At 69.7% G+C, this 13,767-nt stretch carries 14 protein-coding genes; 9 read left to right on the forward strand and 5 right to left on the reverse strand.

The window, feature by feature from the left end:
- Positions 1 to 56: 56 nt before the first annotated feature.
- On the reverse strand, positions 57 to 491 hold the full coding sequence (locus tag ABD987_RS41695; RefSeq protein ID WP_345408001.1) for a type II toxin-antitoxin system VapC family toxin: 435 nt from the start codon (positions 489 to 491) through the stop codon (positions 57 to 59).
- 640 nt (positions 492 to 1,131) lie between these two features.
- On the opposite strand from ABD987_RS41695, the gene ABD987_RS41700 reads away from it, so the two are divergent.
- The 3 genes from ABD987_RS41700 (at position 1,132) to ABD987_RS41710 (ending at position 4,607) form a co-directional block, all read left to right on the forward strand.
- A complete protein-coding gene (locus ABD987_RS41700) occupies positions 1,132 to 1,869 on the forward strand; it encodes a hypothetical protein (protein ID WP_345408003.1) in 738 nt (245 codons plus the stop codon).
- Positions 1,866 to 2,969, forward strand: a complete 1,104-nt coding sequence (locus ABD987_RS41705) for a tyrosine-type recombinase/integrase (RefSeq protein ID WP_345408005.1) — start codon at positions 1,866 to 1,868, stop codon at positions 2,967 to 2,969. Before ABD987_RS41700 ends, ABD987_RS41705 begins: the two co-directional genes overlap by 4 nt.
- A 198-nt stretch (positions 2,970 to 3,167) precedes the next feature.
- On the forward strand, positions 3,168 to 4,607 hold the full coding sequence (locus ABD987_RS41710) for a DHA2 family efflux MFS transporter permease subunit (protein ID WP_345408007.1): 1,440 nt from the start codon (positions 3,168 to 3,170) through the stop codon (positions 4,605 to 4,607).
- Here ABD987_RS41710 and ABD987_RS41715 read toward each other — a convergent pair.
- The 3 genes from ABD987_RS41715 to ABD987_RS41725 are packed head-to-tail and all read right to left on the reverse strand — an operon-like array spanning position 4,571 to position 6,309.
- On the reverse strand, positions 4,571 to 5,035 hold the full coding sequence (locus tag ABD987_RS41715; protein ID WP_345408009.1) for an SRPBCC family protein: 465 nt from the start codon (positions 5,033 to 5,035) through the stop codon (positions 4,571 to 4,573). The genes ABD987_RS41710 and ABD987_RS41715 overlap by 37 nt on opposite strands.
- A gap of 3 nt (positions 5,036 to 5,038) precedes the next feature.
- Complete coding sequence (locus ABD987_RS41720) at positions 5,039 to 5,761, reverse strand: zf-HC2 domain-containing protein (protein WP_345408011.1); 723 nt, start codon at positions 5,759 to 5,761, stop codon at positions 5,039 to 5,041.
- Positions 5,758 to 6,309 carry a sigma-70 family RNA polymerase sigma factor gene (locus tag ABD987_RS41725; protein WP_345408013.1) on the reverse strand — a complete coding sequence of 184 codons (552 nt, stop codon included), beginning with the start codon at positions 6,307 to 6,309 and terminating at the stop codon, positions 5,758 to 5,760. The genes ABD987_RS41720 and ABD987_RS41725 overlap by 4 nt, the downstream gene beginning before the upstream one ends.
- Positions 6,310 to 6,689: 380 nt before the next feature.
- Between ABD987_RS41725 and ABD987_RS41730 the strand changes: the two genes are divergently transcribed.
- The gene (locus tag ABD987_RS41730; protein ID WP_345408015.1) at positions 6,690 to 7,370 is read left to right on the forward strand and encodes a fibronectin type III domain-containing protein; all 681 of its coding nucleotides are present in this window, start codon (positions 6,690 to 6,692) and stop codon (positions 7,368 to 7,370) included.
- Between the two features lie 17 nt (positions 7,371 to 7,387).
- Here the strand turns inward: ABD987_RS41730 and uvrA are convergent, their stop codons facing one another.
- Positions 7,388 to 10,243: an excinuclease ABC subunit UvrA gene (uvrA, locus tag ABD987_RS41735; RefSeq protein WP_345408017.1), complete on the reverse strand. Its 2,856-nt coding sequence runs from the start codon at positions 10,241 to 10,243 to the stop codon at positions 7,388 to 7,390.
- Positions 10,244 to 10,629: 386 nt separating this feature from the next.
- Between uvrA and ABD987_RS41740 the strand changes: the two genes are divergently transcribed.
- From ABD987_RS41740 to ABD987_RS41760, 5 genes are all read left to right on the forward strand, one after another.
- Entirely contained in the window at positions 10,630 to 11,307 is a 678-nt protein-coding gene (locus ABD987_RS41740) for an MBL fold metallo-hydrolase (RefSeq protein WP_345408019.1), read from the forward strand.
- A 230-nt stretch (positions 11,308 to 11,537) separates the two neighbouring features.
- Complete coding sequence (locus tag ABD987_RS41745) at positions 11,538 to 11,882, forward strand: hypothetical protein (RefSeq protein WP_345408021.1); 345 nt, start codon at positions 11,538 to 11,540, stop codon at positions 11,880 to 11,882.
- On the forward strand, positions 11,879 to 12,520 hold the full coding sequence (locus ABD987_RS41750) for a helix-turn-helix domain-containing protein (protein WP_345408023.1): 642 nt from the start codon (positions 11,879 to 11,881) through the stop codon (positions 12,518 to 12,520). The genes ABD987_RS41745 and ABD987_RS41750 overlap by 4 nt, the downstream gene beginning before the upstream one ends.
- Positions 12,517 to 13,209 (forward strand): hypothetical protein, encoded by a 693-nt coding sequence (locus tag ABD987_RS41755; RefSeq protein ID WP_345408025.1) that lies wholly within the window; start codon positions 12,517 to 12,519, stop codon positions 13,207 to 13,209. The genes ABD987_RS41750 and ABD987_RS41755 overlap by 4 nt, the downstream gene beginning before the upstream one ends.
- A complete protein-coding gene (locus ABD987_RS41760) occupies positions 13,206 to 13,754 on the forward strand; it encodes a hypothetical protein (RefSeq protein WP_345408027.1) in 549 nt (182 codons plus the stop codon). The genes ABD987_RS41755 and ABD987_RS41760 overlap by 4 nt, the downstream gene beginning before the upstream one ends.
- Positions 13,755 to 13,767 lie beyond the last annotated feature (13 nt).

Here is a 13,767-nt window from a genome sequence, read left to right on the forward strand (position 1 = left end):
GGCTACATCGACGATTCTTCCGCCACGGCTATTGCCCTTCGTGGACAGCTGCGAGGCTAGGTGTAGCCCGGATAGATCGTGAAGTGTGAGACGTGCACGGGTTTGATGTGTTCGAAGTGCCGTCTGTCCACTGTGGCGATCTCGGTAGTCTTCAGTCGCTCCGCGGTCGAGACGACGACGGCGTCCGCGATACCCAATGGCCAGTCCGAGTACTGGCGCATCAAGACGGCCATGCGCCGGAAGTCGTCGTCCAGCGGGTGATACAGCCGGAACTGCGGAGACTGCATCAACTGCTCGACGAACGCCGCTTCGGCGACTCCGCCGAGATGTTTACCGATGTACTGGCACACCTCCGTCAGCACCAGCGACGGGACCAGCAGGTCCCGCATGGCTGCTGAGGCCAGCCACGACGAAACCGCCTGGTGATGGTCGTCTTTCGCATTGACCATAGCCACCAGCGGGCCGGTGTCGACAACGATCGGGCGCGCCATTGACGTTCGTTGACCTCGGCGAGGAACTCAGTCGTCGTCACGGCCGCGGACGACGTCCTTGACCCGCCCAGCGGCGTCCGCCGGCAGGTCGAACATGCCCAGGAACGATGGCGGCGGGTAGGGCTTAGCGGCCTCAGCTTCCCTCGAGGACGGCCCTGCAACGGGCTTGCGGACCCCCAGCCGCCCAGCCTGCGCAGCCTTCAGCACCCGGCGAACCGTCGTAGGCACGGGTTGCACAGCCTTCGACCGAGACGTCACCCGCTGCGGCTTACGCAGGCCGATCGCAGTATGTGTCCGACCGGTCACCACCGTCGGCTCATCGCGTTTCGGCTGCTCGCTACCCACGGGCCCAGTCTACAGATCACCCCGCAGCGGGTCCTGTCAATGCATCACCAGGTCGAGAGCGTGTTTCATACCCGCCCCACCCTCGCGGATCGAAGAGCCGTAGAGTACGAAGCGTAGTATTCCATGACGGAGTGTAACAATGAGCGATGGCGCTGTCCCCGGCGTCCCGCCTGCCCAGCTCAGCGACGGCACCGCTGGCGCAGCGCGGCTTACAGCGGGGCTCGAGTCCGCGAGCGTCCCGGTCACCGCCCCTGCACAATCCGACCGGCGGCGAGTACCCCGCGGCGGACCGCTCATGGATGCCCCGACCTCCCGCTCAACCGACCGATCGCCGGTCAATGTGATCGGCGAATGGCAGCGTCGAGGGCTCCTCCGCGACCTGAGCTGGGACTTCTCCGTGACCGGCGCACGCCAGCGACTCACCGTCCAGTGCATCATCACCGCCCGCCGGGCAACCGACGATCACCTCTTTCACGCGATGGGCGAGGCACGATCCACCGCTGCCGCAGAGAAAGCGGCCGCGCACAACCTGCTGCGCATGCTCACCGACCCGGCCAGCAATCTCCCCCTTTCCCCGCAATCCCCAGCCACCGGCAGTCAGCCGCGCTTGCGCACCCAGCATGCGGCCACCCACAGGATCAGCGAACACCCGCCGCTGCCGCTGGCCCAGCCCCTGATACCACCACCCGCTCCGACGTGGATGTATACGACCAGCAGACTCGACTCCGGACGCGTGGAAAACCGATCGGTCCTGCGGTCGCTCGGCTGGATACCCGGCGACCTGCTGACGCAGCGCTCATACCCGAACGCCATAGTCGTCCGTCACGACCCCGACGGGGTCAACCCAGCACCGCTCAAATCACTGCTACACCTGCCCGCCCCACTCCGCCGACGCTGCGGACTTGCCGACGACGACAGCGTCCTTCTCGCCGCCAATCCCCACCTCAACACGCTGATCGTCTACCCCATGGCGCTCCTCGACCGCACCATGACCCCCGAACACGAAGCCTTCGCAGAAAACTGGCGGCGATGACCACCACCGCGACACACCAGACAGCCACGCTCCAGGACAGCGAGACCATCGATCCTGTGGTCGCGGCCGCCCGCCTGCTCCTCGAACAGCTGGGGATTCCAGTAGCCGACCTCCTCGCCGCCCATACAGGTCGCACACCTATGCCCACGATCGCGGAGTACCTGCCAGCCGTACGCGCAGCCAGCACGACCGCGTCCACAAAAACACGGGAGCCGCACTGGCAACTCCTCGCCCAGGAATGGGGCAACCGAAGGATCAACGAGCCCACCCTCTCCGAACTCGAAGCCCTCGCAAACCAGGTCCAAGAACGCTCCCAAACACGCCCCAACTCCCGTGGCGGGCACGGCGCAAAATCCAACTTCGTCGACACCGCGAAACACTTCTATCGCCACGCCGTGCTCGACAGAAAAATCCCGGCCTTCGCCAACCCAGCCGCACACCTCAAGAACCACAGAATCGCCAACGCCCGCCGCGCATTAGCAGACCGAGAACTCGCGGAAATCAACGAGACCGCCGCGACCACCGGCAGGGACCCCGCCCTCGACACCCTGATCCTCAGACTGCACACCGAAACCGCCTGCCGAATCTCCGGAGCAGTGGCCCTCCGCTCCAACGACCTCGACCGCACCAACTGCCTCGCCCGCCTACGCGAAAAAGGCCGCACCCGCTACCAACCAGTCTCCCCCACCCTCATGGCCGCGCTCATCGCGCACACCGAACAACGCAGCCCACACAACCACCCCCACGAACAGCTGCTGCGCCACCACGACGGCAGGCCGATCACCAGCACGCACTACACCACGCTATGGACTCGCATAGGCCGCCAGCTTCCATGGGTCTCCACCCTCGGCGTCACCACGCACTGGATCCGCTACACCACCCTCACCTGGGTGGAACGCCATTTCGGCTACGCCACCGCCGCAGCCTTCGCCGGCCACGCGAAAAACAACGCATGGACAGGCAACACAATGACCTACGTCGGCGCCACACTCGAGGAAGTCGCAGCAACTCTGGCCGCGCTCACCGGCGAACCGCACCCCCGCGCCCCCGCAAAGGCGGTGACCTGCCTACCGACCGGAGGAACACCAGCCTTCGACTGAGACCTCGTTCACAGGAATTGGCGCTGGCGTGTCGATCAGCCTACGCTCCGCCAACATGACATTCCTGATTCAGGGATGTGTCCCTCACTTCTCGGGCAAAGTGCCTCCTTACGCGACGCCTCATGGTCACACATGATGTGCACCGTAACAAGAAGTGCCCTGGCGACAACCAGGGAAGACGCACTGGAGGGACCAGAAATGTCCGAAGCCAACCGCTCTCGGGGGCTCGCGCTCGCCGTGCTGAGCGCCGCGTCGCTGATGGTGGTGCTCGACAGCAGCATCGTCGCGGTGGCCCTCCCGGCGATCCAGGCCGAACTGGGTTTCGGCCCGGCCGGGCTGGCCTGGGTGGTCAACGCCTACCTCGTCGCCTTCGGCGGCCTGCTCCTGTTGTCGGGCAGGCTCGGCGACCTCGTCGGCCGCCGCCGGGTGTTCCTCGGCGGGCTCATCCTGTTCACCGTGGCCTCGCTGGCCGCGGGTGTCGCGGACGACGCGGCCGTGCTCGTGGTCGCCCGGTTCGCGCAGGGCGTGGGCGGGGCACTCGCGTCGGCGGTCGTCCTCGGCATGATCGTCACGATGTTCCCCGAACCCCGGGAACGGGCGAGGGCGATCGGGGTCTACAGCTTCACGCAGGCGGCCGGGGCGTCGATCGGGCTCATCGCGGGCGGCGCGCTGACCCAGGCGCTGAACTGGCACTGGACGTTCTACGTCAACCTGCCCATCGGGATCGCCGCGCTGGTGCTCGCGGTGTGGGTGATCGAACCGGACCGCGGCACCGGGCTGCGCGCCGGGATCGACGCGCTCGGCGCGGTGCTGGTGACCGGCGGGGTGATGCTGCTGGTGTTCGCGATCATCCAGGCCGGGGAACGCGGCCCCGGCGACGTCCTCACCTCCGGTTCGTTCGCCGCGGCGGCACTCCTGCTGGCCGGATTCGTGCTACGGCAGGCGAAGGCCGCGACTCCGCTGCTGCCGCTGCGGCTGTTCCGCGTCCGTGCCGTCACGGGCGCCAACCTGGTGATGGTGCTGATGGTGTCCGGTCTGCTCGGGTTCCAGTTCATCACCGCGCTGTACCTGCAGAAGGTGCTCGGGCTCTCCGCGCTCGGCACCGGGCTCGCGTTCCTGCCCGCGCCGGTGATGATCGCGATCGGTTCGCTCGGCTTCGCCGACCGGCTCAGTGCCCGGTTCGGCCCCCGCGCGATGCTCGTCACCGGGATCGGCGTGATCATCGTGGCGATGCTCCTGCTGGCCAGGGTGCCCGCCGACGGCCACTACGTGCTCGACGTGCTGCCCGCGCTGGTCCTGATGGGCACCGGCGGCGGTGTGGCGATCCCAGCGCTGATGGGGCTCGCGATGTCCGGTGTGGGGCCGGAGGATTCCGGCGTCGCCTCCGGGCTGATCAACACGACCCAGCAGGTCGGGGCCGCCATCGGCACGGCGGTACTGGCCACCGCGGCCGCGGCCCGCACCGGCACGCTGACCACGGCGGGCGAGCAGGTCCGCGCGGCGCTGGCGGGCGGGTACCGGCTCGCCTACGGGCTGAGCGCCGGGTTCCTCGCCGCCGCGGTGCTGGTCCTGGCGGCGCGGAAGCCCCGGCCGGTCGCGGCTCAGCCCGAGCTGTGCACCGCGGGTGAGGCCAGGTAGCCCAGCAGGCCGCGGTGGCCCCGTCGCATCATCATCGCGTGGTTCACGCGGAAAACCGGCCGGGCCACCGCGTTCAGCTTGCGCAGCAACGGTTTCCGCGCCAGGACGTCCTGGGTGATTTCGAGCCGGGCGCCCGCTCGGGCGGATCCGATGGCTCCGGCGAGGACGCCTTCGAGATCACCGCTGAGCAGTACGCGCACCCGGCCGGTCAGCTCGTCCTGCTCATCGCGGTGCATCCGGACGACGAGCCGGAACGGCAGCCGGGACCGGCAGACCAGCTCGGCGGTGTCCGCGTCGACCTGCCGGACCGTGCGGACGTCGGCCCACCACAGCGGGTAGGACTCCAGGTCGACCACCGCGCCGAACACCCGCTCCGGCGGCACGTCCGGGAAGAACCACGTGCTGCGGAACCGGTAGCGGGCGGACATCGGTCACGCCGTCGCCGGGGCCGACACCAGCTTGCGCCCGTCCATCGTCACGATGTCGACCGAAACCACGTCCTCCGGCGAGACCAGCGCGGCGCCGTCGAGGGTGAAGCCCTCGCGCTCCCACTTCGCCGACACCCGCCAGCTCCCGGCGCCGACCCGCGCGCCCTTCTTCGACACCACCTGCAGCTGGCACTGCTCGCCCTCGGGGATCCCGCCGACCCGCACCTGGACCTTGACCCAGCCCGCGAACGGGAGCACCTTCGCGTCGAGGCTCGCGCCCGTCGCCGGGTCGGTGGCCGGGGGCAGCTGACGGGGTGCCGGTGTGGAGGTCGGGGCGGCGGCCGGAGCCGTCGGCGCGGTCTGCCTGCCGATCACCCAGCCCGCGCCGAGCGTGACCACGGCGAGCAGCACGACCGCGGCGGCGACCAGGGCCCGCGGCTTCCGTCGCGGCCGGAATCGCGGCACGGCCTCGGTTTCCTCGTCCCGGACCCGGTGCAAAGCACGCCGCAGCAGCAAATCACCGCCCTCGGGCGGGCCGTCGAGAAAGGCTTCGGGTGGCACCTCGTCGAGGTCATGGCGCAGCGCGGCCAGCTCGTCGAGCTCGTGACGGCACTGCGCGCAGACCGTCAGATGACGCCGTTCGAACTCGGCCGCCTCGGCAGGTTCCAGCACACCGAGGGAATAGGCGCCGAGCAGCGCGTGGTCCTGGTCCATCGCGTTGTTCATCGCGCTGCCTCCCTTCCCCCGCCCGACATCGCCGCGCGGAGGGCGCGCAACGCGTAGTAGGACCTGGACTTGACCGTACCGGGGGCGATCCCGAGGACCTTCGCCGCTTCGGCCACCGTCCGGCCCCGGTAGTAGAGCTCGACGAGAACTTCGCGGTGTTCGGGGGACAGCCCGTCCATCGCGCCGAGCACCGCCATCGCGTCGACGACGCCCTGCGCGTGATCCCGTTCCACGGCGGGCGGCGGGGCGCCTGCCGCCGGTTCGGCCACCTCCCTCGGCCGGGCCGCGCGGGCCCGCGCGCGATCGGTGACCAGGTTGCGGACCACCGTCAGCAGCCAGCCGCGGACCGAACCCCTGCCGTCGTCCGCCAGGTCGTCGGCGTGTTTCCAGGCACGGACCAGCGTCTCCTGGACGATGTCCTCGGCCGAGGCGCGATCGCCGGTCAGCCTCGTCGCGTACGCCAGCAGGCTCCGGCCGTGTTCGGCGTAGAGCCGCCGGACGAGGTCCTCACCCTTCGCGCTGTTGGACCGCCAGCCTCCGATGGCCACCCTCGTCCTTCCGACGGTGTTCTGGGTCGGCGTGGAGGCTACTGCAAGTCGCGGGCTCCGGGGTGGGTTCCCGAGCGGGACCGGCACGGTCGCGCTGCTCATCGGCCGGGTGTCCTTCCCCGCCACGCCCGGCGCGGTGGCACCGGCACGGCCGGGTCGTCGTTCATGGAAGCCTCCTGCGCCGGGCGTGACCGCCGTCCTTACCCCGTACACGGTCACGCCGGGCTTCCGGTTCACCGGGACACCGCGGCGCGCCCTGGCCACGCGATCCCGGTGACCGGGAAGACGTCCTTGCCGATCTTCGCGCCGCGTTCCTAAGCTCCCCTCGACCGGCCCACCGCGGGCGGGCGCCGCCGCCTTGCACGAAACCGAGGTCCGCCGTGCCCGAAAAGCCCAGGTCGCTCCCGGCGCTGTTCGCCGCCTGCCTCGTCACGGCCGGCTGTACCGCGACCGCGGTGCCGGACCCGGCGCCGCCGCCCCCGCCCGCCGGGCTGACCGCGACCCTGGTCACCCCGCTGGACATCACGCTGCGCTGGCCGGACGACCCCGCCGCCGCGGGCACCGCGCTGGAGTTCGCCACGGATCCGAACGGCCCGTACACGACGTTGCAGTACCTGCCTTCGCACGTGACGACGTACACGCACCCCGACCTGCTGCCACAGACGTCGTTCTACTACCGGACCCGTTCGTTCTCCGGCCCGGCGTCGGCACCGGCGACGGACGGCACGCTGCCCACTCCCCCGGCCCCCGGCGACGCCGCGGTGCCGGTGCGCTCCCCCGGCGACGCCGCCGCGCCGGCGGAGCCGCGCGTGGCGCGCACGGCCGACGGCACGCTCCGGTTCACCTGGCGCGATCGCAGCACCGACGAGGAGGGATTCCTGCTGGAGCAACGCAAACCCGGCACGGCGGTGTTCGCGCCGGTCGAGGTGACCGGCGCGAACACGACCTCGTGCGAGCTGTCGGCGCTGCCCGGGGAGGAAGGCTCCGCCTACCGCGTCCGCGCCTTCGTCACCGGGCCGCCGTCACCGCTGGCCCACCAGACCACTGGTGCCCAGCGCTGACTACGCGAGACTGTGATCTAGGAAAGAACCTGCTGGAGGAACTCGCCGGTGTAGCTCTCCTCGGTCGCGGCGATCTGCTCCGGCGTGCCCTCGGCGACCACGGTACCGCCGCCGGATCCGCCCTCCGGGCCCATGTCGATGATCCAGTCCGAGGTCTTGATGACGTCGAGGTTGTGCTCGATGACGATCACCGTGTTCCCCTTGTCCACCAGCCCGTTGATCACGCCGATCAGCTTGCTGATGTCCTCGAAGTGCAGGCCGGTGGTCGGCTCGTCGAGGATGTAGACCGTCTTGCCCGTGGACCGCTTCTGCAGTTCGCTGGCGAGCTTGACGCGCTGTGCCTCGCCGCCGGACAGCGTCGGCGCGGGCTGACCCAGCCGGACATAGCCGAGCCCGACGTCGACGAGGGTCTTGAGGTGCCGGTGGATCGCCTTGATCGGCTCGAAGAACTCGGCGGCCTCCTCGATCGGCATGTCCAGCACGTCCGAGACGGTCTTGCCCTTGTAGTGCACCTCCAGCGTCTCGCGGTTGTACCGCGCGCCCTTGCACACCTCACACGGGACGTAGACGTCCGGCAGGAAGTTCATCTCGATCTTGATCGTGCCGTCACCGGCGCAGGCCTCGCATCGGCCGCCCTTGACGTTGAAGGAGAACCGGCCCTGCTGGTAGCCGCGTACCTTCGCCTCGGTGGTCGCGGCGAACAGCTTGCGCACGTGGTCCCAGACACCGGTGTAGGTGGCCGGGTTGGACCGCGGGGTCCGCCCGATCGGCGACTGGTCCACCCGCACCAGCTTGTCGACGTTGCCGAGCCCGTTGACCCGGGTGTGCCTGCCCGGCACCTGGCGCGCGCCGTTGAGCTTGTTGGCCAGCACGGTCGCGAGGATGTCGTTGACCAGCGTCGACTTGCCCGACCCGGACACCCCGGTGACCGAGACCAGGCAGCCCAGCGGGAACGACACGTCCAGCCCGCGCAGGTTGTGCTCGCGCGCGCCGACCACGGTCAGCTGGCGCTTCTTGTCGACCGGGCGCCGGATCGCGGGCACCTCGATGACCCGGCGGCCGGAAAGGTAGGCGCCGGTGAGCGATTCCTTGCTCTTCAGGATCTTCTTGTACGGTCCACTGTGGACGATGTGGCCGCCGTGCTCGCCCGCGCCGGGGCCGATGTCGACCACCCAGTCGCTGGCGCGGATGGTGTCCTCGTCGTGCTCGACCACGATCAGCGTGTTGCCGAGGTCGCGCAGCCGGGTCAGCGTCTCGATCAGCCGGTGGTTGTCGCGCTGGTGCAGGCCGATCGACGGCTCGTCGAGCACGTAGAGCACGCCGACGAGACCGGAGCCGATCTGGGTGGCGAGCCGGATGCGCTGCGCCTCGCCGCCGGAGAGGGTGGCCGACGCCCTGTCCAGTGACAGGTAGTTGAGCCCGACGTCGAGCAGGAAGCGCAGGCGCGCCTGGATCTCCTTCAGCACGGCGCCGGCGATCATCGCCTCGCGCTGGCCGAGCACCAGTTCGTCGAGGAACTCCGAGGCCTCCGCGATGGACAGCCCGCAGACCTCGGCGATCGACCGGTCGCCCTGGGTCTGGTGCTCGAGGGTGACCGCCAGGATCTCGGGCTTGAGGCGGGTGCCCTGGCAGGCCGGGCACGGCACCTCGCGCATGTAGCCCTCGTACCGCTCGCGCATGTACTCGGACTCGGTCTGCTCCTGGCGCCGCTCCAGGAACGGGATCACGCCCTCGAAGTTCGCGTAGTAGGAGCGCTGGCGGCCGTACCGGTTCTTGTAGCGGACGTGGACCTGCTCGTCGACGCCGTGCAGCACCGCCTTCTGCGCGCGGGCGGGCAGCTTGCGCCACGGCGTGTCCATGCGGAAGCCGATGGTCTCGGAAAGCGACTCGAGCAGCCGGACGAAGTAGTCCGCGGACTGCCCGCCCGCCCACGGCGCGATCGCGCCCCCGGCCAGCGACAGCTCGTCGTCGGGGACGACCAGCTCCGGGTCGACCTCCTTGCGCACGCCGATCCCGGTGCATTCCGGGCAGGCGCCGTAGGGTGAGTTGAAGGAGAACGACCGCGGTTCGAGGTCCTCGATGGCCAGCGGGTGCCCGTTGGGACAGGCGAGGTTCTCGGAGAAGCCGCGGATCCGGTGCGCGTCGTTCTCCGGCAGGTCGACGAACTCCAGCTCGACCAGCCCGTCGGCCAGGCGCAGCGCCGTCTCCACCGAATCGGTGAGACGCTGCCGCGAGCTCGCCTTCACGGTGAGCCGGTCGATCACGACGCCGATCTGGTGCTTCTCCTGCTTCTTCAGCTTCGGCGGGTCGGTGAGCGGGTGCACCGTGCCGTCGACCACCACGCGCGCGTAGCCCTGTTGCTGCAGGTTCTCGAACAGGTCGACGTACTCGCCCTTGCGCCCGCGGACCACCGGGGCGATCACCTGGAAGCGGGTGCCGTCCTCCATCGCGAGCACCTGGTCGACGATCTGCTGCGGCGTCTGCTTGCTGATCGCCTCGCCACACTTCGGGCAGTGCGCCTTGCCCGCCCGCGCGTAGAGCAGCCGCAGGTAGTCGTACACCTCGGTGATCGTGCCCACCGTCGAGCGGGGGTTGCGCGAGGTCGACTTCTGGTCGATCGACACCGCGGGCGAGAGGCCCTCGATGAAGTCGACGTCCGGCTTGTCCATCTGCCCGAGGAACTGCCGGGCGTAGGCGGACAGCGACTCGACGTAACGCCGCTGCCCCTCGGCGAAGATGGTGTCGAACGCGAGGCTCGACTTGCCGGACCCGGACAGACCGGTGAACACGATCAGGCTGTCGCGGGGCAGATCCAGATCCACACCGCGGAGGTTGTGCTCGCGGGCGCCGCGAACAACGAGGCGATCAGCCACGCCAGGTCCCTTCAATCTTGTCTGCTGCGGGGGCCGTAGCCCGGAGTTCTGCCTGCACGGGCGGCCGCGTCCCATGCTAGGACGCACCACCGACAAAAACCGGCGTCGTCTCCCTCGGCGGGGTCCCGGCCCAGGTCACGACGCTTCCGGCGGAAGGGCGGTCAGCGGCCGCCGAGCCCGGCTCGGTGGCACGCGAGCCAGACGTGACCCGGTTCCTGGTGCTCCGGACACTGACGATACGAGATGACGGCGGGACACCCGACGGCCGGGCCGCCGTGTGCACTACCGCGAAACACCCTGACGGGTGACCTCCCGCACCCGCGGGCCCCGCTTCGGCGCTCCGTGCCGGTGGAACCCGTTGTGGCGCCGGGACTACGGTGGGAAAGGTGAACATCGTCGAGACCTACACCGGGCACGTCGAGCCGGGCGGCGACGCCACCCGGCGCACCCTGGACGCGCTGACCATCACGAAGTTGTCCGTCGGGCCGATGGACAACAACGCGTATCTGCTCGTGTGCCGGGCGGAGAACGAGGCCCTGCTGATCGACGCCGCGAACGACCCCGAGCGGATCTCCGACCTGATCGGCCACGGCCCCGACCGTCCCGCGCTACGCACGGTCGTGACCACCCACCAGCACCAGGACCACTGGCAGGCCCTCGGCGCGGTCGCCGGCGCCAACGGCGCGAACACCGCCGCCCACCCGCTCGACGCCGAGCCACTGCCGATCCCGCCGGACTTCCTCGTCGAGCACGGGGCCACTCTCGAGGTCGGCCAGGTCACCCTGGAGGTCATCCACCTCCGCGGCCACACCCCCGGCTCGATCGCCCTGCTCTACCGCGACCCGTCCGGCCACCCCCACCTCTTCACCGGCGACTCACTGTTCCCAGGCGGTCCTGGGCGGACAACAAATCCGACGGACTTCACCAGCCTGATGGACGACCTGGAGTCGCGCGTCTTCGGCGAACTGTCGGACGACACCTGGTTCTACCCCGGCCACGGGGATGACTCCACGCTCGGCGCGGAGCGTCCGAAGATCCCGGAGTGGCGGGAACGCGGTTGGTGAGCTGACGATGTTCCCGAACGGGGCTGCCTACCTAGTAGGCGGCCCCGTTTGCTGTTGGCGCAGCGAAAACGGGGCCTCGACGGACATCGGAGGTCCGTGTGGCTACAAATCCTGCCAGCCCCGGTGACGCCCAGGAATGCGTCCCCCACAACTTCACCCGCTCGGCGTCGGCTGCGAAGCACCCCGCCCGAAGCCCGCACGCACTCCCCCATCAGACGATCAGCGAACTGGTGGAGCGTTGGACGGACGCTCGGCTGCGGACGTTCGTGGCGAAGCACAACTCGGGTGAGGTCGACACCGAAGACCTGTTCGTCGAACTCGTCTACGGCGTCCGAATCGCCCAGGAGTCCACTGCCGGTCGCTGGTGCGTCGTCGCCGATCTGCTGCGGTCCGGTGCGGTCGACTCGTGGTCGCAGATCGCCGACGCGATGGACGTGACCGAAACCGAGGCGCGGGACGGGTTCCACGCCTGGCTCGCAGGCCAAGCCGACCTGCATTGTCGAACCGGCACGATCGGGCTCCCCGAGGCCGAAGCTGCCGAGCTGTACTCCCTGTCCGCGGTGGTGGCCTGGTGAGCATCGAAGTCATCCACTGGGCACTCAACGCCGCGCCGATCCCCCGCGATCGTCGTGACGCGTCCAGCCTGGCGAGTGTCCTCGTTGGACTCGCCAACCACGCGGACCCGGACGGCCGCAACGCTTTTCCGTCGCTGGCCAGGTTGGCGCAGTACACGCGCTTGTCGGAACGATCCATCCGCTACGCCCTGCGTGCGTTGCAGGAGCTGGACCTGATCAGGCCATCGGATCCGGAAATCGTGGCGGCCTATGTGAAGCGGGCAGACCGGCGACCCAACGGCTACAACCTCGCGGTGCATCGCATCGAGTCGCCTGTGGACAACCCCGGTGACGAGGGGCAGAGTCTGCCGTCCGCTGAGCAGCACGAGGGGCAAACACGACCGTCGCGAGGGGCAAACAGCGACGCCACGGGAGGCAAAGCTTGCCCCCGAAACGTCCTTAACCATCCTGGGAACCGTCCTGCGCGCGAGCGCCCGCCTGCGGCGCGCTCGCCTCTCCCCTCCCCCTGCGGCCAATGCGACGCCCGGCCCACCGACCCGGTTTCGGCGCGGATGCTGTGGTTGGACGCCGACCGCACTCGCTCGGTCCGGTGCCCGCGGTGCCACCCGGCGGCTGCCCCTGCGGGAGGTGCGCGATGAACGTCGACGTTCTCGACCGGGTCCGCCAGGCTGTCGCCGACGCGCGGGCGGCTGGCGACCCCACGCCGGGCCGACCGACGCTCATGAAGATGACCGGCGCGACCGACTACCAGGTCCGCAAGGCGCTGGCAGCCCTCGATGACGGCGAACCGCCAGCTGGCGCCAGCACTGACGAGCCTAGTGAAGCCGAACCGCCGGAGGATCTCCCCGAGCCTTCGCGTGAGGAGGTCGTGCGGCTTCCTCGGCCGTGGCCGCTGATCTTCATCGGGCTCGCCGCGGCCGTGGCGATCTGGGGCGGCTGGGTGCGCCTCGGGGAGCTGACCGGGTTCGGCCCGATCAACCTGCTGCCGGGCGTGGGCGGCGGCTTCACCGTGAACACGGCCGTCGTGCTGCCACTGTCGGTCGAGTTCTACTCGGCGTACGCCCTGCGCGTGCTGCTCGCCTCGGACCGCCTGAGCGGCCCCACCCGGCGGTTCGCGCGACGGTCGTTCCTCGCAAGTCTGGTGGTGGGTGGTGGCGCTCAGATTGCCAGTCACATCATGGTCGCCGCCCACGTCGCCAGTGCCCCGTGGCCGGTGACCACGGTCGTGGCGTGCGTGCCGCTGCTCGTGATCGGGCTGGCGACCGGCCTGGCGACCTTGGTGAAGCGGGACGCCACCACTGGCGGCACTGGTGGTGATCGCCGATGAACGCCACCCAACGAGACGAGTCCGGTGTGCTCGTCCCCTTCCCCGCTTGGGAGGCGTCACCAGCCGAACCGCCACTGGCCACCGGTTCCGGTGAGGTCGATGCGACCGGGCCGGTCCTCGATGCTGAGCTGCTGACCGACGAGCAGTATCGGCGGGCGCGACGACTGGCCGACCTCGCGAAGGCGCGGTTGCCCGCGCGCTGGCAGGACCGCGACCACGTCGAGCGGCTTCGCGCGGACCTGCTGCGCCACCTCGTGCGGGGACCGTTCCGGTTTCCGGCGGCTGCCGCGCGTGGGGTGCCGGTTGCGGTGCGGGCGTGGTGGTCGTGGGTGTCGGTGAAGGACTTCTACGACGCGGCCAAGCAGGCACAGCAGTTGGCGAACCGGTATGAGGAGATCCACCGCTTCCGGGTGCGGCGCCGCTGGTGGACGCTTGAGCTTCCCCCTGTTCGCCGGACACGGCGGGTGTGGGGTCAGGCGGTCACGTTGGGTGGCGTGTGGAGGGCCTCAAACGTGACCGGGGCGTGCATCCCGATGCTGGAATGACGCCGTTTGGGGT

Source organism: Amycolatopsis samaneae, assembly GCF_039541975.1.
Lineage (GTDB): Bacteria > Actinomycetota > Actinomycetes > Mycobacteriales > Pseudonocardiaceae > Amycolatopsis > Amycolatopsis samaneae.

Bases quoted from the DNA above. Each gene is read 5' to 3' on its own strand.
- ABD987_RS41695 (WP_345408001.1), bottom strand. From the start codon at position 491: ATGGCGCGCCCGATCGTTGTCGACACCGGCCCGCTGGTGGCTATGGTC.
- ABD987_RS41700 (WP_345408003.1), top strand. From the start codon at position 1,132: ATGGATGCCCCGACCTCCCGCTCAACCGACCGATCGCCGGTCAATGTG.
- ABD987_RS41705 (WP_345408005.1), top strand. From the start codon at position 1,866: ATGACCACCACCGCGACACACCAGACAGCCACGCTCCAGGACAGCGAG.
- ABD987_RS41710 (WP_345408007.1), top strand. From the start codon at position 3,168: ATGTCCGAAGCCAACCGCTCTCGGGGGCTCGCGCTCGCCGTGCTGAGC.
- ABD987_RS41715 (WP_345408009.1), bottom strand. From the start codon at position 5,035: ATGTCCGCCCGCTACCGGTTCCGCAGCACGTGGTTCTTCCCGGACGTG.
- ABD987_RS41720 (WP_345408011.1), bottom strand. From the start codon at position 5,761: ATGAACAACGCGATGGACCAGGACCACGCGCTGCTCGGCGCCTATTCC.
- ABD987_RS41755 (WP_345408025.1), top strand. From the start codon at position 12,517: ATGAACGTCGACGTTCTCGACCGGGTCCGCCAGGCTGTCGCCGACGCG.
- ABD987_RS41760 (WP_345408027.1), top strand. From the start codon at position 13,206: ATGAACGCCACCCAACGAGACGAGTCCGGTGTGCTCGTCCCCTTCCCC.